The sequence below is a fragment of the Serratia proteamaculans genome (assembly GCF_008830365.1).
GTDB classification, from domain to species: Bacteria; Pseudomonadota; Gammaproteobacteria; order Enterobacterales; family Enterobacteriaceae; genus Serratia; species Serratia proteamaculans.
In genome coordinates this window covers 271,892-289,059 of the sequence record NZ_WBKI01000002.1, presented here as the reverse complement: position 1 = coordinate 289,059, position 17,168 = coordinate 271,892, and the positions used below count along the sequence as shown (strand labels likewise).

The following is a 17,168-nucleotide window of genomic DNA, read 5'->3' as shown; positions in this document are numbered from 1 at the left end:
ATTAGGTTATTTATGTTTTATGCCTTCGATAAAAAGGCAGTTAAGCATAATGGCCTTTTTTATGCCATGGAAACCGGCGTGGGAAAGCCGCAAGATAAGCGTATTGGGCTACCCTGAGGAAACAACCATGAATGTAGAAATAAAACGCGGCTCGCTGGAGATGATCGCTGCGATGCTGATTTCCGGCACCATTGGCTGGTTTGTGCTGATGTCCGGCCAGCCGGTGATTAACGTGGTGTTCTGGCGCTGTGCGATAGGCGCGTTGGTGCTGCTGGCAATCTGCGCGGCGCTGGGCCAACTGCGACGCGATATTTTGACGCGTACTACGCTGCTGCTGGCGATTGCCGGTGGCGTCGCGCTGGTGATCAACTGGTTGCTGCTGTTTGCCGCTTATTCTTATGCGTCGATCTCCATCGCTACCGCGGTGTACAACACGCAGCCGTTTATGCTGGTGGCGCTGGGCGCGTTGTTCCTCGGTGAGAAACTGACCGCCCGCAAACTGCTGTGGTTGGTGCTGGCATTTGTCGGCATGATGCTGGTGGTGTTGGCGCAGCCGAAACAGGCGGGCGGACAGAATAACTACCTGATGGGTATTTTGCTGGCGTTGGGGGCGGCGTTTTTCTATGCCCTGATGGCGCTGGCCGCCAAACGACTGAAAGGGACGCCGCCGCACCTGATTGCGCTGATCCAGGTCACGGTCGGCGTGGTGATGCTGTTACCGCTGGTGGATTTCCATGCCTCGGCCGGTGCCGGACAGTGGGGTATGTTGGTGACGGTTGGTGTATTACACACCGGGATCATGTACGTATTGCTGTATGGCGCGATCCAAAAGTTGCCGACCAACCTGATCGGCTCACTGTCCTTTATTTATCCGATTGCCGCCATGATGGTGGATCGGCTGGCATTTGGTCATCGGTTGGTGGCGCTGCAGTTTGCCGGCACGGCTATCATCCTGCTGGCGGCCGCGGGCATGAACCTGCTGGGTGAGCGCCGCGTTCGGCTAACGGCTGCGCCAGGCGACAAGCCGGCCCCCGAACAGTGACAGAGCTGACAAACGGCGGCGGTAGATCTATGATAAAACCTGTTTCCCGCCACGCGGTACCAGGTGATTTATGGTTGATGCTTCCACACTTTTGCTGTTTTCCGGCGCCTGCCTGGCGCTGACGGTGACTCCCGGCCCGGATATGTTGCTGATCGCTTCACGCAGCGTCAGTCAGGGCCGACGCGCGGGTTTTGCATCATTGGCGGGGATCCAGCTTGGTACCTATTGCCACGCCCTGGCGGCGGCGTTAGGCCTGTCGCAACTGTTCGTCGCGGTGCCGCTGGCCTATGACGCAGTGCGCATGTTGGGGGCAGCCTATTTGCTGTATCTGGCCTGGAAAACGCTGCGAACCGGCAGCAGTTTGCAGGCTTCTTCCGGGTTAGCGGCAGTACCGGCCATGCGGATTTTTCGACAGGGGCTGTTCACCAACATCCTCAATCCCAAAATGGCGCTGTTCGTTCTGGCATTGTTCCCGCAGTTTATCGATCCGCAGGCCGGTTCGTTGGTGGTGCAAATGCTGTTACTGGCGACGGTGCTGAATCTGGTGGGGCTGCTGATTAATGGCGGGTTGATCATGGCGGTCAGCAGCATGAAAAGCCGTTTTGTCGGTCGCCGCTTCAGCGCGCGCTGGCCGAACTACCTGCTGAGTGGCGTATTCGCCGGGCTGGCCTGCAAGCTGATTTTTGACAGCCGTAAATAGCCTTACGCCTGCAGTAATGCCTCAAACGCCGCGCTGGCCGGGCATTGCGCCAGCGCGCTGTACATCACCAGTCGCAAATGATTTTCCTCATCGACAATGAACGACGCATGTTCGAACGTCACCTGGCCGGCACCCGGCACCGTGAAAGTACGCTGCCCCTGGCAGCGGCCATGAATATCATGCTGTTGCCACAGCTGGCGGAACTGCGGTGATACCTGTTCCAGCATCTGAACCCGTTGCTGCATGGTGGCGTCTTCCGGTGCGCGGGCATAGTCGCGGCGAAAGCTGGCCAGGATTTGCGGCGCTTGCGCCTGCCACTCCATCAGCCGCTGGTTGAGCTGTGGATCGGCGAACAGCATCCACAGCATGTTGCGTTGTTGCGCCGGGCGATCGCCGATGGCAAACAGCCGATCCGCCGCTGGGTTCCAGGCGATGATGTCCCAGCTCAGGTTCATGACGTAAGCCGGGCGCAGTTTCAGGTCGTCCAGCAGGCGACGTACCAGCGGCGATACCTGACACCATTGATGGCCTACCGGCACCGGCGGCCGCTGATGCGCCAGCAAAAACAGATGGTAGCGCCCGGTGGCATCCAGCTTCAGCACCCGCGCCAGGTTTTCCAGAAAATCCACCGAGGCGTTGATCTCCCGCCCCTGTTCCAGCCAGGTGTACCAGGTAAGGCCCACCCCCGCCAGTGCGGCCACCTCTTCGCGCCGCAGCCCCGGCGTCCGGCGTCGGGTACCACTCGGCAAGCCGACGGCCTGCGGCGATAATTTCTCCCGCTTTTGACGCAGAAAATCCGCCAGATCCTGACGTGTTCGGTTGAGGGTGCGCGGTGGCATAGTGGTTGTCCTGTTGCTGTTAGTAATAGTATAACTGGCTATATAGTAACAGTTTAGGACATGTTCCATACTGCCGCCATCTCAATCTTTGGAGGCATTTATGGAACAGTCATTAGCGGAGGACGATCGTCGTCTGCCTGGATTACCGGTGTTGTTGCTGGGCGGTTTTGTGACGGTGTTTGACCTGTTTGTGGTGAACGTGGCAGCCCCGGTGATCCAGCAGCAGTTCGCCGCCGACTTTGCCGGCATCGGGCTGATTATTGCCGGTTATGAGTTGGCATTCGGTGTGTTACTGATTGCCGGTGGGCGGCTGGGCGATCGCTTTGGTCGCCGTCGCATGTTTAGCCTTGGCATGTTGGGCTTTACGCTGACGTCGGCGCTGTGCGGTATGGCGACCTCCCTCAGCATGCTGATCGTGGCGCGTTTTCTGCAAGGCGCGACGGCAGCGCTGTTGTTCCCGCAAATCTATGCGCTGTTGCGCGTGCTTTACAGTGAGCACCAGCGGCGGCGTGCCTTTGCCTGGCTGGGCATGACGCTGGGGCTGGCGGCCATTTTCGGTCAGATCTTCGGTGGCTTTATTATTGAAGCCGATATTTTCGGCAGCGGCTGGCGGATGATTTTCCTGATCAATCTGCCGGTGGGTGCGCTGGCGATGCTGGCGGCGCGGCGCATTCCCGAGTCACGCCTTGAACAGGCACAGCGGCTGGACGGCGTTGGCCTGATGTTGGCGGCCAGCGGGTTGCTGCTGTTGCTGGTTCCGTTGCTGGAAGGGCCGTCACGCGGCTGGCCCTGGTGGGTATTGCCTGCGCTGGTGCTGAGCGTGGCGGTGCTGTGGGGCTTTATTCGCTGGGAACGCCGACTGGCGCTGAGTGCTGGGGACGCAGTGCTCGATCCGGCGTTGCTGCGGCAGGGGAGTTTCGCCCCAGGTGTGGCGGTGGTGTTGGCGATTTACTCGACCGCTTCTTCGTTCTTCCTATGTTTTGCCCTGCTGCTACAGGCAGGCATTGGCCTGACGCCGTTTCAGGCCGGCAGCCTGTTTGCCCCCGCCAGCGTGGCTTTTATGCTGGCTTCATTTTTGGCACCGATGTTGGCGCAGCGTTGGGGCAATGGCGTGTTGGCACTTGGCGTGGTGATTTACGCCGCGGGGATGGCGCTGCTGGTGGCACAGGTATTGTGGGGGGCGGCGCTGGTGCAGCCCCTGTGGTTGTTGCCGGGGCTGGTGATCCTGGGCTTTGGCCAGGCACTGAGCATGACACCCTTGCTTAATCTGGTACTCGGGCTGGCAAAACAGCAGCAGGCGGGGATGGCCGCCGGGGTGATTTCCACCGTGCAGCAGGTTGGTGGGGCATTGGGAATTGCCGCCAGCGGTGCATTTTTTGTCCCCTTGCTGGCAGGCGGCGCGGGTGCTGAACGCTATGGGCAGGCGTTTGCCGGGGCAATGGTTTACAACCTGCTGGCGATGGTTGTCGCCTTTGTGCTGCTGAGGTGGATCATCCAACAACAGCGCAAAGTGGCTCTTCAGTAAACCGCGGGTGAGTGTTATTGCTATTTCATCTCCCTGATTACGCTAAAGGACGCCCAACGCCATGTATCAACCCGCTTCATTTCGTGATGACTGCCTGGAAAGCCAAATTGCGCTGGTTCGTGCCCACCCGCTGGGCATGTTAATCAGCCAGGGTGAGCAGGGACTGGTAGCCGACCCGCTGCCGTTTTTAATTGATGCCGATGAGCAGGGAAACGTGGTGCTGCGGGCGCATCTGTCCCGTGCCAATCCCCACTGGGCATTGTTACAGAAGGTGCAGGAATGCCTGGTGATATTTCAGGGGCCAGAGGGATATATCTCGCCCGGCTGGTATGAAACCAAGCGTCAGACCGGCAAGGTGGTGCCGACCTGGAATTACAGCGTGGTGCAACTGCACGGCGTGCCCAGGGTAACGGAGGACGCGGGCTGGTTGCGGCAACAGCTGGAAGGATTGACGGCGTTGCAGGAAGGACGCCAGCCTGAACCCTGGCGCATCGACGACGCCCCGGCCCATTACATTGCTGCGCAAATCAAGGGCATTGTCGGCATCGAGATCGCCGTGACTCACCGTGAAGGCAAAGGGAAGATGAGCCAAAATCGCAGCGCCGAAGACGTTGACGGGGTGATCGCCGGGCTGCGTGCCGGTGATGCAGCGCAGCAACGACTGGCGGATGAGGTTGAGCGGCGGCGTGGATAAGGTATGCTGAACCCAGAATGAATCAGGGGAACGCAGACGATGGATTACACCAAAATTATCAAAGAAATAGGCCGTGGCAAGAACCATGCGCGCGATCTGGACCGGGAAACCGCCTTTCAGCTCTATCAAAAGATGCTGGCCGGTGAAGTGGGCGAGCTGGAACTGGGGGGCATCCTGATTGCCATGCGCATCAAAGGGGAAGCCGAAGAGGAAATGCTCGGTTTTTACCAGGCGATGCAACAGCAGGTGATGTGTCTGCAGGCACCACAAGGGCGGCCGATGCCGGTGGTGTTGCCGAGCTATAACGGTGCGCGCAAACAGGCGAACCTGACGCCGCTGTTGGCACTGTTGCTCAAGCGTGTCGGTCTGCCGGTCGTGGTGCATGGCGTGTTGGATGACAGCACCCGTGTCACCAGTGCAGAAACCTTCCAGGCATTGGGCCTGCCCTGGTCGCAAGACGCCACCGATGCCCAGCAGCGTCTGGATCATGGCGAAGTGGTGTTTATCCCGGTTTCGGCCTTGTCTGCGCCTCTGGATCGTCAGCTTGGTATGCGCTGGCGCATGGGGGTGCGCAACAGTGCCCATACGTTGGCCAAACTGGCTACGCCGTTTACCGGGCAGGATGTGTTGCGTATCGCCAGCGTGTCGCACCCGGAATACGTTGGCCGTGTGGCATCGTTTTTCCGCCAGATCGGCGCCCGTGGGTTGTTGATGCACGGCACCGAAGGCGAGGCCTACGCCAACCCGCAGCGTTGCCCGCAGATCCATTATATCGTTAATGGCGAGCAGCAGGTGCTGCTGGAGCGACCGGGGCAGGACGACACGCCGGATCTGCCGGCAGCAAAAGATGCCGAGACCACCGCGCGCTGGACCGAACGTTGCCTGGCGGGGGAAGTGGCAATCCCATTGGCGATCCAGCGCCAGATTGCCTGCTGTTTGCTGGCTACCGGTGAAGTCGGCAGCCTGGAGCAGGGACTGGAGCGTTTACGCAGCGCGTAAATCCCGTCGTCTATACTGGAATATTTCGCGAATCGGCTGAAAGGATGGTTATGCAACAGGCTCTCGATTACTTCAATCAATTGAATCAGGATTACCTTGAGGTTCACCGCACCAAAGAAGATCTGTTCTGGCAGAACTATATGGGCACTGGCGGTGACGATGTTTCTGCACGCTTCTCGGCGGCGGAAAGCGCCTATAAACGCTTTATCGCGGAGCCGCGTCGATTGGCAGAGATCCGTCAGTTGCTCGCCGGGCTGGAGGTACTGCCGCAGGATGCGCAGCGCGACGCTTTGCAACACGGGCTGAACGGCTGGCTGCGTTTCTTTGACTGTAACGCCATTGAAGATGCCGAAGCCCAGACGCTGCTGGATCACATCATCAGCGCCGAGGCGGACCTTTATACCCGGCGTAAGGCCAACCCGGTCAGCCATCTGAATGCCGCCGGGCAGCGGGTGAACGCCTCGCTTGGCGAACTGCTGACCAATCAGGCCACCAATGAAAATGAAGATTATCGCCGTAGCTCGCAGCATGCGTTGCGTGAGCTGGAGCAGTGGCTGCTGCATAACGGCCTGCCGGAGCTGATTAGCCTGCGCAACCGCTTTGCGCGCCAGATGGGCTTTCGTAACTATTTCGACTACAAGGTCAATAAAACCGAGCGCATGACGCCGGAGCAGCTGTTCGCCATTCTGGATCGCTTCGAACAGCAAACCCGTGAAGCCAATGCACGCAGCCTGCAGCAGTTGACGGCGCAGAAGGGCGAGCAGGCGCTGGAGCCCTGGAACGTTCGCTTTGCCAGCGCCGGTGACGTGACCCGCCAACTGGATCCTTACTTCCCGTTCGCACAGTCGCTTGAGCGTTGGATCAACAGCTTCAAACGACTGCACATCGGTTTTCGCGGTGCGCGGATGGATCTCGATCTGTTGGTGCGTGAAGGAAAGTATGAAAATGGCTTTATGCATGGGCCGGTGCCGCCGTTTATCCAGCAGGGGAAATGGCTGCCGGCACGGATTAACTTCACCAGTCTGGCGCAGCCGGATCAGGTGGGCAGTGGCGCTCAGGGGTTGAATACGCTGTTCCACGAGGGGGGCCATGCCGCTCATTTCGCCAATATTTGCCAGAACGCCCCCTGTTTCTCGCAGGAGTTCCCGCCGACGTCTATGGCCTATGCCGAAACCCAGTCGATGTTCTGCGACAGCCTGCTGGACGACGCCGATTGGCTGAAACGTTATGCGAAAAACGCCGCCGGCGAGCCGATACCGGATGCGCTGATTGAGGCCAGCATTGCTGCGCGTCAGCCGATGCGCGCGTTCAACGAGCGCCATATTCTGCTGGTGCCGTACTTTGAATGGGCGTTATATCAGTGGGATGAACAGCAGTGCACGCCGGAGGCGATTACCGCGCTGGCGCGTGAGGTTGAGCACAAAATACTGGGCATCAGCGGCAGCCCGCGCCCGACACTGGCGATCCCGCATTTGTTGTCGCTGGAGTCGGCCTGTTCCTATCAGGGCTATCTGTTGGCGCTGATGGCGGTCGAACAGACACGCCACTTCTTCTTGCAGCGTGACGGTTACCTCACCGATAACCCGGCGATTGGCCCGGATCTGGCGCGTCACTACTGGTTGCCGGGTAACGGTGTCAGCCACGATGAGACGCTACGCAGCCTGACCGGCGAAGGCTTTAATCCGGACTATCTGGCGCAGGCCTGTAACCAGACGGTGGCACAGGCGTGGCAGGATGCGCAGCAGACCATCACGGCAGCGGCTGCCCGGCCTCAACCGGCGGCGGACTTTGACCTGGCGGTGCATATCCGCGTGGTGGACGGCGAGCAGGTGCTGGCGGATAACGCCGAAGGTGACGAAAAGATGTGTCGTGATTTCGCTGCGGCGATTAACGCACGTCTGGTCTGAATCGCATGAAAAAAGCCCGCCGATAACGAGTATCGGCGTGCTTTTTATCAAAAATATGAGGTCACTCAGCGCTTTTGCGCATCCGGCCGGGTCAGATCGAAACGGTGTAGTTCCGAGATGCCATAGTAAGCGGTTGGGCCCCCTGCACGCAGAATAGGCTCGGCGGCGGCAGTTTGATAGACGCCATGTTCGTCCAGCAGTGCGGGATCGATATGCACCGCCACCACTTCCCCCAGTATCAGCCAGGTGTCTACTTTTTCGCCGCCGGCACTTTGCAACTGAATGCATTGCGACAGGCGACATTCAAAGTTCACCGGGCTTTCTGCTACGCGTTCGGCCTTCACCCGACGGCTTGGTAATGGTGTCACACCGGCAAAAGCAAATTCATCTTCCCCGCGTGCCAGGCTGGCGGAGCTGTTATTCATGGCATCGGCCAATGGACGAGTCGCCAGGTTCCAGACAAACTCCCCGGTCTCGACGATGTTCGCCACGCTGTCTTTCCAGCCGGTGCTGGCGAAGCCGATGATCGGTGGGCGGTAATTGAAGCAGTTGAAAAAGCTGTAGGGTGCCAGGTTGCGCTGGCCAGTGACGCTGACCGATGAGATCCAACCGATGGGGCGCGGGCCGACGATGGCATTTAGCGGATCGTGCGGCAAACCATGGCCTGCGGCGGGTTCATAGTAATAACGGGACTCACTGCTCATAGGTGACCTGAGATAGGGAAACAGAGCTTTTATTCTGACGCGTTTCCCGTCGTCTGCAAGTTTGCCGCTGCTTTATGGTATCTTACGCGCCAGAAATACCTTTAAGAGAGCCCGTCACGGTGGAAAAAAAGAAAAGCTTCCCGCAGCAGAAAAGCGGACTGCACCCGCGTAACCGTCATCGCTCACGCTATGATTTCCCGGCGCTGATCGCCAGTTGCCCGGGGCTGGAGCCGTTCGTCAAGCCGAACGCCTGGGGCGATATCTCGGTCGATTTTGCCGATCCGGCGGCGGTTAAAATGCTCAACCGTGCGTTGCTGCAACATTTTTATGGTATCGAGCATTGGGACATTCCTGCCGATTACCTGTGCCCGCCGATCCCTGGGCGCTCTGATTACCTGCACCATCTGGCTGACCTGCTGGCGACCAGCAATGACGGTGAGATCCCGCGCGGTAAAGGCGTGGCGATCCTCGACGTGGGCATTGGCGCCAACTGCATTTATCCGATTATTGGCCTGCGTGAGTACGGCTGGCGTTTTACCGGTTCGGAGATTGACCCGGTATCGCTTAATTCGGCCAAAATGATCGTCGAAATGAACCCGACGTTGAGAAACAGCGTGCGTCTACGCCTGCAAAAACAGCCGGAGTTTATCTTTAACGGCATCATCGGTGTAGCTGAGAAGTTTGATGCCACGCTGTGTAACCCGCCATTCCACGGTTCCGAACAGGAATCGCAGGCCAGCACCCGTCGCAAATTGCACAAGCTGGGTAAAGGCGAAGTGGCCGACAAGCCGGTACAGAATTTCGGTGGCAAAAATAACGAGCTTTGGTGTGAAGGTGGTGAAGAAGCCTTTGTGCGTAAAATGGTAGAGGAAAGTGTCAGCAAGGCGCAGAACTGCCTGTGGTTCACCTCGTTGATTTCCAAACACACTACTTTGCCATCGATTTACCACGCGCTGAAGCTGGCGGGTGCGGCCGAAGTGCGTACCATTGAGATGGCGCAGGGGCAAAAGATCAGCCGTTTCGTTGCCTGGACCTTCCATGACGCAGAACAGCAGGCCGCCTGGGCGGCAGAACGCTGGCGTTAATTACCAGACGCCGGTTATTTAACCGGCGCCAATAATACTTTTCGTTTTCCTTTCAATTTCTTCAACTTGCGTTATTCTCAATGCGGTTGTCACTAATAAAAATCTTGATTTAATTATTTATTAAAAAAACAATAGTCACCTTGCTGAATTGATATATTTACCCCGGTTAGCGTTATCTGTCTGGAGAATATGGCCTGCCTATTTCTCCGGGTGATGCGTGCCTGCGTGTGGGCGCGGCGTGCAGAAAAATAAAATGAAAAGCATTTGTTCGCTAAATCATCTGCCAGAAGGATCCTCACTCTATGCTGTTACGATTCAGTCAGTTAAATACCCACAGCCGCGCGGAGCTAAACGCGATAGAAAATGCCGTTGCCATGATTGTCTTTAATCCGGATGGCACCGTGCTGCGTGTCAACGACTTATTTTTGCAGACCATGAAATTCCAGCGTCAGGAAGTGCTCGGTCAACATCACCGTATTTTCTGCGATCCACAATACGCCGAGAGTACGGCGTATCGTAAACACTGGGATATGTTAAATCATGGCAAACCTATCACCGACAATATAAAACGGATTCGCAAAGACGGTGAAACCGTATGGTTGCAGGGGACCTATACCCCGGTTTTGAACAAACAGGGGCGGGTCGTGGAGATCGTCAAGATCGCCAGCGTGGTGACAGAGCGTATTACCCAGGCGCAGGAACATCAGAGTTTATTGGCCGCGTTAAATCGTTCCATGGCGATGATCACTTTCAACGCACAGGGAAAGATCCTCGATGCTAATGACAATATGTTGAACTTAATGGGCTATCGGCTTGAGGAAGCGCGCGGGCAGTCACATGCGGTGCTTTGCCCACCGGAGTTTGCCGCCTCCGACGATTATCGCCAACACTGGCAGCGTCTTGCGCGCGGCGAATTTATCACCGGGCGCTTTGAACGCGTAAACCGTCGCGGGGAACGGGTCTGGCTGGAAGCCAGCTATAACCCGATCCTCGATGAGAAAGGGAGGCTGGTGAAAGTGGTGAAGATCGCTCAGGACATCACCCAATTGATGATCCAGCAACAGCACGAAGAAGAGATGGTGCGTAATGCACATCATCTTTCCCTGGATACCGACCGGACCGCCGCGCAAGGGGCAGTGATCGTGCAGCAGGCGGTGGCAGGCATGCAACAGGTGGAAGCGGCTGCGCGGGATACTTCGGCGGTGGTTAGCGAACTGGGTAACGGCTCACAACAGATAGGCACCATGGTGGAGGCGATCCGTAAAATTGCCGCCCAGACCAATCTGCTGGCAATTAATGCCTCTATCGAGGCGGCACATGCGGGGGAGCACGGCCGAGGGTTTGCCGTGGTCGCTAACGAGGTACGTACTCTGGCAGAGCAGTCTCGCCAGGCGGCAACCGAAATTGAGCGCATCACCAAAGCGATTCAACAGGGTGTGACGGCGGCGATTGCCGGCATGGCGGTGTGTGTGGAACAGGCGGGTGGCGGCGTAGCCCTGACGAATGATGCCGGGGAAGTGATTAATCAGGTGAATGTTGGCATGCAGGATGTGGTCAAGCTGATGCAGACATTTGCTTCGGTGAAACAGACCGAGGCACTGCACTGAGACTTGTGACGCTAACCCCTGCCGGGGCTAGCGTCTTTTTTCACTCAGCTTGTTTGGTTGCCGACTCTTGCGAGCCCGGAGCATATGAAAGCTGCATGGCCTGCTGTGGCATGGCGATATCGGCCTGGTCAAAATGCATTTTCACCAGACGGTCGAGCGCATACTGCACCACCCATTGTTTCAACGCCTGGGTACGCACGGTCACCCGGGTGGTGAAGGAACGGTCACCCAGTGCCACCACGCCATTGAATACCGGTTCACCCACCAGGAAATGCTTCACCTGCTCGTCCTGTTTCAGCGCGTCTACCGCCTGATGCAGTACCTCATGAACATGATCTATGTCTTCATCACGGCTCACGCTGTAGTTGGCGCGGTATACGCCAAATTCGCGGGCATAGTTGGCCAGCGTGGTGATAGAAGAGAAGGGAACGATGTGATACACGCCGTAGTCGTCCCGCAGGCCGATTGAACGGATGGTCATGCGTTCCACCGTGCCGGTAATGCCGCTGACGGTGACATATTCGCCGGTATTCATGCCGTTCTCGAACTGGATGAAGACGCCGGTGATCACGTCTTTCACCAGCGTTTGCGCACCGAAGCTGATGGCCAGGCCCAGTGCCCCAGCACCGGCCAACAGGGGCGCAATGTTAATCCCTACCTGTGACAGCACAATCATGATGGTAATGGTACTGATCACGATGGCCAGCACGTTGCGAAACAGCGTTAGCAAGGTGCGTTCACGCGCGCTTGGGCGGATGCCATTGCTCAGTTCCAACGCCAGCCGGTGTTCGATAATGCTGGCCATTAGCGTCCAACTGAAGACGGCGACCACCATAATCAGCAGGATATGTACCAGCCCGCCAATGATTTTTTCGCCGTTCTCGCTGCCGGCCCACTGATACAGATTGATCAGGTGCCAGGCGTCAAACAACAGCAGTGTTACCGCCAGCACCACCATCACCCGCAGTATCTTCAAGCCATTGGGGATATAGGAGTTAATGCGCCGCTCCAGCATTGGATAGCGCCGGTTGACGTCATCCGGCAGTGAAATGCGACGGAAAATCCAACGGGTCAGCATGCCGGAAAGCAAAGCACCGACGCCGATAACCACCAGACTTTTCACCGTTGCGGTCATCATAAAGCGCAGGCTGTTACCGATATCAAACTGTGACAGCGCAAATAACACCAGGAAATAAGCGATGGCCAGCAGGTGCCAGACATGGCCCAGCCCACGCAGAATGATGCTGAAGAATGCCATGGATCGTTCTGCCAGCAGGTTAATCTGTTGTTGTATCGGTTTGCGGTTACGCAGGATCAGCGCCACTGCGTACAGCGTCAGCGCCAACATGATTGCCAGGTTAGCCGCCGCCGCCGCCGGGTAGCTGATTTGCGTCGCGACCACCGGCACCACTACCATCAGGCCGTAGCCAATCAGGCCGCTTAGCCAGGCGAGGCGTTTATTCCAGTAATGGGCGCTGGCATCGCTAAATGCAAAGGGACGCAGATAATCAAAGTCAGGCGAAAAAATCAGTCGCAGCACGGCTTTGAAGAATTCGATAACCGCGAAGGCGCTGAGAAACAGAGTTTGCAAGCGCAGGATGGTCGCGCTGTCGGCATTAACATGGCGGGCAAACAGGTTACCCGCAGCCAATGCCAGTACCAGTACCAGCAGGTCGACGGCGAAGGCCCCGAGGATCGCCGTTGGCAGCTTGTACCAAGGTCCTTGCTGCAGTTTGGCGTTGTGGCCCCAACTACCCATCCGCTTGTACAGCGGGCGGATCAGCCGCCGGATCAGATGGAACAGGGCGAAGGTGGCCGCGACCGTCAGCAGAAAATAACCCAAGGCTCGGAAAAAACTGTCGGGATTAAAGGTGCGTTTGGGTCCGGAGTCGATCAGCTTTTGCAGCGAGTTTAACCGCTGGTTGACCGTGCTGATGCCTCCCTGCGCCAAACTGCTCAGGTTGTCGCTCAGCGACTCGGGCGTTTCTGACGCGGCGGGTTTCGTCTGGGTTTTGGGCGATTCATCTGCCGCCTGTCTGAGGTGGTCGATCAGCGTGGCGCGGGCTTTGTCGTCCTGCAGAATATCTGCCAGTGCGGTGTAGGACGCCTTTTGCTGCTCGGTCTGGTCGCTGGGCGCGGTATTCTGCGCGGGTTGCGCCATCGCCAACGGGGAAGCGGTGCAGGTGACCAACAGCAGTAGCAGGGGGAACCAACGTTCTCGCAGATGAGAACCGAATCGGGAGCATGCGGTTGCGGGCATTTATCCTCTCTTGGGGCTCTGTAAATCGGCGGATTGATACAAATGTTAATAAAAACAAGCAATATAGTAGGAAATGATACGAGGCGGGGAGTGGGAACGCGTGCTAAATAGAAACGGCGGGCGCAGAGTACGCCTGCCGTTGAACAGGATAAATCAGGAAACGTGCTGCAGGAACTCTTTCAAGCGTGGGCTTGGCGGGTTGTTGATCAACTCATGAGGATTGCCGTCTTCCGCAATCCGTCCCTTATCGATAAAGATCAGACGTGACGCCACTTTTTCGGCAAAGCCGACTTCGTGGGTGACAATCACCATGGTCATGCCTTCTTCCGCCAGATCCTGCATCACCTTCAGCACTTCATGGCGCAGTTCCGGGTCAAGTGCGGAGGTTGGTTCATCGAACAGCATCATTTTCGGCTTCACCGCCAGCGCACGGGCGATAGCCACACGCTGCTGTTGGCCGCCGGAAAGCTCTGAAGGATAGTGGTGCGCACGCTCAGCCAGGCCCACTTTGGCCAGCAGGTCACGTGCCAGCTTTTCCGCATCCGACTTTTTCAGTCCACGCACGCGAATGGGGCCAAAGGCGACGTTTTCCAGCGCGGTCAGGTGTGGGAACAGGTAGAACTGTTGGAACACCATGCCGGCTTCCTGACGGATCAGCCGATCGTCAACCTTGGGATCGTTAGCTTTTAGCCCGTCGACGATCAGATCGCCGCTGGTGATCTCTTCCAGCTTGTTGATGCAGCGCAGCAGCGTAGATTTGCCGGAGCCGGAAGGCCCGATAATCACTACCACTTCACCCTGGTTAATTTTCAGGTCGATATTGTGCAGCACCTGGGTTTGCCCAAAATGCTTGGAGACGTTTTTAAATTCAATCACAGGATTTTCATCCTTCTTTCCAGACGACGCAGCACGAAGCTCAGCACCAGAGTAATAATCAGATAAATAACCGCCACGGCGCTCCAGATTTCCAGCGCGCGGAAGTTACCGGCAATAATCTCCTGCCCCTGACGGGTCAGTTCCGCCACGCCGATCACGATAAACAGCGAGGTGTCCTTAATGCTGATGATCCACTGGTTACCCAGCGGTGGCAGCATGCGGCGCAGCGCCAACGGCATGATGACATAACGGATGGTTTCACGGCGTGACAGGCCTAATGCCAGGCCGGCCTCGCGGAAACCGCTATGAATTGACAGCACGGCGCCCCGGGTAATTTCCGCAATATAGGCACCGGAGTTGATCATAATGGTGACCACCGCTGCGCTGAACGGGTCAATGCGTAAATCGTTGAACGCCATCGGCAGGGCGAAGTAGATAAACATCACCTGTACCACGATCGGCGTGCCACGGATAACTTCAATGAATACCAGAGCCACGTGGTTGGCAATCCAACCGCCGTAGGTTCGGGCAAAGCCGGCCACCAGGCCAATGATCAGGCCGCCAATCAGACCGAGGACCGAAATCCACAGGGTCATTTTGGCGCCTTCTAACAGGATGGGGATGGCGGGCCAGATGGCGCTCCAGTCGAACTGCATGGTGTTTTCTCCCGGTGATCCCAAACGTGGGAATCAGATACAACAAAGCGCAGGGGCTAAGACACCACCCCTGTGCTCAAGTGAATCAGTGACTGACTTCATCCGTTATTTAGGTTCGGTACCGAACCATTTTTTGTAGATTTCGTTGTAGGTCCCGTTGTCGCGCAGTGTTTTCAGCGCGCCATTGACCTTCACGCGCAGCTCGTCACTGCCTTTAGGGAAGGCGATACCGTATTGCTGGGCTTCCAGTGATTCACCGACGGTTTTGAATTTGCCGGCGCCGGCAGTCTTGATGAAGTACAAGATGTTTGGCGTGTCGTGCAGTACCGCGTCAGCGCGCTTGGTGCCCAGTTCCATATAGGCGTTATCGATGTTCGGGAACTGACGCAGGTCTTTGGTTTTGATGTGTTGTTTGGCGTAATCAACGGAACCGGTGCCGCTCTTCACCGCCACCACTTTACCGTTCAGGTCATCAATACCCTTGATGCTGTTGTCGTTGGCATTCACCATCACCAGCAGGCCGCTTTTGTAGTAGCCGTCGGAGAACTCGATGGCCTTTTTACGTTCTTCGGTAATGGTAATACCGGCCAGCGCCAGATCGATGTTTTTGGTTTGCAGTGCCGGGATGATACCGCTGAAGTCCATTGGTTTCAGGGTGTAATCCAGTTTAAGTTCTTTGGCGATAGCGGCCCACAGGTCGATATCGAAGCCGACATATTTGTCGCCTTGCTTAAACTCAAAAGGAACGAATGCGGTGTCGGTGGCGACGACCAGTTTGTCTGCTGCGTGGGAGCTTACGGCAAAGGCCAACGAAAGTGCGGCCAGGGAGACTTTAAAAATTGACTTCATGAGAGGAATTTCCTGTACAGGTTGCGGATTACCCATTTTTTATATTGCAGTTGGTGCCATGAAAAAATCGTGCCATGTTTTCAACTACTATAAAAACAAAGAGTTAGGCTGTGACGTCGTGCTTGAAGATCGAATTATTATTTTTATGCACCCAATTGGGGCCCCAGAATGGTGCTTTGAGTTGCCTGTTGGTGCAGTCGTCTATCATTAACCAAATAATGGTGCTGAAACAACCGATAGTTAACCGTTTCGCTTCAATACTGATAACTAACTCTAACTTTTGTGCAGCAAGGGTGTTGCATCTGGTGCAGGAATGTTCAGTCACAAAGGGCGGGAGGGCTTTACCCCATCAGCTTAACGCAACTGGCTGTCTTTGCTGCCGCGGCGGTTATATAAGCTGCTAGCCGCCTGTTTTTTATCCAGCTCGGTTTGGCAGGCCAGGCAATAGCGCACGCCTTGCAGCGCTTGCCGACGCGCCAAAGGAATTTCTTCCCCACACTCCTGACAATAATGCTCACTTTCGCCGTGGCCCAGCGCCTGTCTGGCACGCTGTACGGCGTCATCCACGGTGGAATCGATTTGATCTTGCACGGCACCTTCTGCCGCCCATCCGCTTGCCATAGTCACCTCACTTTTGTGGCGCCGCCCACCGTCTGATTTATCTACTATGGGCGGTTTTTTGAGCAATTCAAGCCGCGCAAAAAGAAAAACAGGCTGGGGCAAAGCCCGCAGCCTGTTCAATCCCGCGATGCGGGCCGTTTTGATTGCTTTTAGCGGGGTTTATTCGATGTTGGATTCGATAAACCACAGGAATTTGTCCAGATCGCGGGATGCCGCGGTGAACATATCCGCCGTATCTTCATCTTCCACTTCAGTGATGGCCTTGCGAATGTCATTGGCCACCGCACCGTAACGATCGGCCAGCGCTTTCAGGTGTTCCTGTACGCTATGGATATTGGTCGGATAGCTTTTCAGCGGGGTTTTATCGTTCACTACCTGCACGGTGCCCAAGGCGACGCCACCCAACTGCACGATGCGCTCGGCAAAAGTATCCTGATGATCGATAATCGCGGTACGGAACCCGTCCAGCATCTCATGAACGGCAATAAAGTTGGCGCCACGCATGTTCCAGTGGGCCTGTTTGGTGATCAGTGACAGGTCGATAAACTGGATAACCTGACGGTTCAGCGCCTTGATGGCGTCCAGCTTGGTTTTTTCGTCCATGTCATTGCGAGTGTAAAGCAGCTCAGAAGATTTCGTTTTCACCAGTTTAGCGGTACTCATATTAGATCTCCTCTTGTTGTGGCGTTGTCCTATTTTGGTTCGGGAGTAATTATAGCAATGACAGGGATTTTTGCAGGACGAAAATGGCTATTGGATAAATAGGGAGTAACGAATTGAAAATGTGATTTAACAGGCGTAGAG

The 17,168-nt window shown here is 56.5% G+C and carries 16 protein-coding genes; 8 read left to right on the top strand and 8 right to left on the bottom strand.

Annotated elements, in window-relative coordinates; all coding sequences use genetic code 11:
- The first annotated feature begins 127 nt into the window (after positions 1 to 127).
- The gene (locus F8R23_RS10300; protein WP_151415597.1) at positions 128 to 1,042 is read left to right on the top strand and encodes a DMT family transporter; all 915 of its coding nucleotides are present in this window, start codon (positions 128 to 130) and stop codon (positions 1,040 to 1,042) included.
- A 70-nt stretch (positions 1,043 to 1,112) separates the two neighbouring features.
- On the top strand, positions 1,113 to 1,742 hold the full coding sequence (locus F8R23_RS10295) for a LysE family translocator (RefSeq protein WP_151415596.1): 630 nt from the start codon (positions 1,113 to 1,115) through the stop codon (positions 1,740 to 1,742).
- 2 nt (positions 1,743 to 1,744) lie between these two features.
- Here F8R23_RS10295 and F8R23_RS10290 read toward each other — a convergent pair whose 3' ends face one another.
- Entirely contained in the window at positions 1,745 to 2,581 is an 837-nt protein-coding gene (locus F8R23_RS10290) for a helix-turn-helix transcriptional regulator (RefSeq protein WP_129935493.1), read from the bottom strand.
- 100 nt (positions 2,582 to 2,681) lie between these two features.
- On the opposite strand from F8R23_RS10290, the gene F8R23_RS10285 reads away from it, so the two are divergent.
- The 4 genes from F8R23_RS10285 to F8R23_RS10270 all read left to right on the top strand — a co-directional run bounded on the left by F8R23_RS10285 (position 2,682) and on the right by F8R23_RS10270 (position 7,706).
- On the top strand, positions 2,682 to 4,106 hold the full coding sequence (locus F8R23_RS10285; RefSeq protein WP_129935491.1) for an MFS transporter: 1,425 nt from the start codon (positions 2,682 to 2,684) through the stop codon (positions 4,104 to 4,106).
- A 61-nt stretch (positions 4,107 to 4,167) separates the two neighbouring features.
- Positions 4,168 to 4,800: an FMN-binding negative transcriptional regulator gene (locus F8R23_RS10280; RefSeq protein WP_151415595.1), complete on the top strand. Its 633-nt coding sequence runs from the start codon at positions 4,168 to 4,170 to the stop codon at positions 4,798 to 4,800.
- 39 nt (positions 4,801 to 4,839) lie between these two features.
- Positions 4,840 to 5,799 (top strand): DNA-binding protein YbiB, encoded by a 960-nt coding sequence (ybiB, locus tag F8R23_RS10275; RefSeq protein ID WP_129935488.1) that lies wholly within the window; start codon positions 4,840 to 4,842, stop codon positions 5,797 to 5,799.
- A 50-nt stretch (positions 5,800 to 5,849) separates the two neighbouring features.
- Positions 5,850 to 7,706, top strand: a complete 1,857-nt coding sequence (locus tag F8R23_RS10270) for a M3 family metallopeptidase (RefSeq protein WP_151415594.1) — start codon at positions 5,850 to 5,852, stop codon at positions 7,704 to 7,706.
- 65 nt (positions 7,707 to 7,771) lie between these two features.
- Here the strand turns inward: F8R23_RS10270 and F8R23_RS10265 are convergent, their stop codons facing one another.
- Positions 7,772 to 8,410, bottom strand: a complete 639-nt coding sequence (locus tag F8R23_RS10265; protein ID WP_151415593.1) for a flavin reductase family protein — start codon at positions 8,408 to 8,410, stop codon at positions 7,772 to 7,774.
- A gap of 119 nt (positions 8,411 to 8,529) precedes the next feature.
- Between F8R23_RS10265 and rlmF the strand changes: the two genes are divergently transcribed.
- Both rlmF and F8R23_RS10255 read left to right on the top strand, forming a co-directional pair.
- Positions 8,530 to 9,495: a 23S rRNA (adenine(1618)-N(6))-methyltransferase RlmF gene (gene rlmF, locus F8R23_RS10260; RefSeq protein WP_170287984.1), complete on the top strand. Its 966-nt coding sequence runs from the start codon at positions 8,530 to 8,532 to the stop codon at positions 9,493 to 9,495.
- Between the two features lie 302 nt (positions 9,496 to 9,797).
- Entirely contained in the window at positions 9,798 to 11,102 is a 1,305-nt protein-coding gene (locus tag F8R23_RS10255) for a methyl-accepting chemotaxis protein (protein ID WP_129935480.1), read from the top strand.
- A 40-nt stretch (positions 11,103 to 11,142) separates the two neighbouring features.
- Here F8R23_RS10255 and ybiO read toward each other — a convergent pair whose 3' ends face one another.
- From ybiO to dps, 6 genes are all read right to left on the bottom strand, one after another.
- Positions 11,143 to 13,362 carry a mechanosensitive channel protein gene (ybiO, locus tag F8R23_RS10250; RefSeq protein WP_151415592.1) on the bottom strand — a complete coding sequence of 740 codons (2,220 nt, stop codon included), beginning with the start codon at positions 13,360 to 13,362 and terminating at the stop codon, positions 11,143 to 11,145.
- A 153-nt stretch (positions 13,363 to 13,515) separates the two neighbouring features.
- Positions 13,516 to 14,238, bottom strand: coding sequence for a glutamine ABC transporter ATP-binding protein GlnQ (gene glnQ / locus F8R23_RS10245; protein WP_012005910.1), 723 nt, complete (start codon positions 14,236 to 14,238; stop codon positions 13,516 to 13,518).
- The gene (gene glnP / locus F8R23_RS10240; RefSeq protein ID WP_099064044.1) at positions 14,235 to 14,894 is read right to left on the bottom strand and encodes a glutamine ABC transporter permease GlnP; all 660 of its coding nucleotides are present in this window, start codon (positions 14,892 to 14,894) and stop codon (positions 14,235 to 14,237) included. The genes glnQ and glnP overlap by 4 nt, the downstream gene beginning before the upstream one ends.
- A 105-nt stretch (positions 14,895 to 14,999) precedes the next feature.
- Positions 15,000 to 15,743 (bottom strand): glutamine ABC transporter substrate-binding protein GlnH, encoded by a 744-nt coding sequence (glnH, locus tag F8R23_RS10235; protein ID WP_085115857.1) that lies wholly within the window; start codon positions 15,741 to 15,743, stop codon positions 15,000 to 15,002.
- Between the two features lie 354 nt (positions 15,744 to 16,097).
- Complete coding sequence (locus F8R23_RS10225; protein WP_099064186.1) at positions 16,098 to 16,364, bottom strand: DksA/TraR family C4-type zinc finger protein; 267 nt, start codon at positions 16,362 to 16,364, stop codon at positions 16,098 to 16,100.
- 159 nt (positions 16,365 to 16,523) lie between these two features.
- The gene (gene dps, locus F8R23_RS10220) at positions 16,524 to 17,027 is read right to left on the bottom strand and encodes a DNA starvation/stationary phase protection protein Dps (RefSeq protein WP_099064045.1); all 504 of its coding nucleotides are present in this window, start codon (positions 17,025 to 17,027) and stop codon (positions 16,524 to 16,526) included.
- Positions 17,028 to 17,168: the final 141 nt, after the last annotated feature.

Coding starts and splice junctions, on each gene's coding strand:
- glnH (WP_085115857.1), bottom strand. CDS start 15,743: ATGAAGTCAATTTTTAAAGTCTCCCTGGCCGCACTTTCGTTGGCCTTT.
- F8R23_RS10265 (WP_151415593.1), bottom strand. CDS start 8,410: ATGAGCAGTGAGTCCCGTTATTACTATGAACCCGCCGCAGGCCATGGT.
- F8R23_RS10225 (WP_099064186.1), bottom strand. CDS start 16,364: ATGGCAAGCGGATGGGCGGCAGAAGGTGCCGTGCAAGATCAAATCGAT.
- F8R23_RS10285 (WP_129935491.1), top strand. CDS start 2,682: ATGGAACAGTCATTAGCGGAGGACGATCGTCGTCTGCCTGGATTACCG.
- F8R23_RS10270 (WP_151415594.1), top strand. CDS start 5,850: ATGCAACAGGCTCTCGATTACTTCAATCAATTGAATCAGGATTACCTT.
- F8R23_RS10290 (WP_129935493.1), bottom strand. CDS start 2,581: ATGCCACCGCGCACCCTCAACCGAACACGTCAGGATCTGGCGGATTTT.
- ybiO (WP_151415592.1), bottom strand. CDS start 13,362: ATGCCCGCAACCGCATGCTCCCGATTCGGTTCTCATCTGCGAGAACGT.
- glnP (WP_099064044.1), bottom strand. CDS start 14,894: ATGCAGTTCGACTGGAGCGCCATCTGGCCCGCCATCCCCATCCTGTTA.
- dps (WP_099064045.1), bottom strand. CDS start 17,027: ATGAGTACCGCTAAACTGGTGAAAACGAAATCTTCTGAGCTGCTTTAC.
- F8R23_RS10300 (WP_151415597.1), top strand. CDS start 128: ATGAATGTAGAAATAAAACGCGGCTCGCTGGAGATGATCGCTGCGATG.
- F8R23_RS10255 (WP_129935480.1), top strand. CDS start 9,798: ATGCTGTTACGATTCAGTCAGTTAAATACCCACAGCCGCGCGGAGCTA.
- ybiB (WP_129935488.1), top strand. CDS start 4,840: ATGGATTACACCAAAATTATCAAAGAAATAGGCCGTGGCAAGAACCAT.
- F8R23_RS10280 (WP_151415595.1), top strand. CDS start 4,168: ATGTATCAACCCGCTTCATTTCGTGATGACTGCCTGGAAAGCCAAATT.
- F8R23_RS10295 (WP_151415596.1), top strand. CDS start 1,113: ATGGTTGATGCTTCCACACTTTTGCTGTTTTCCGGCGCCTGCCTGGCG.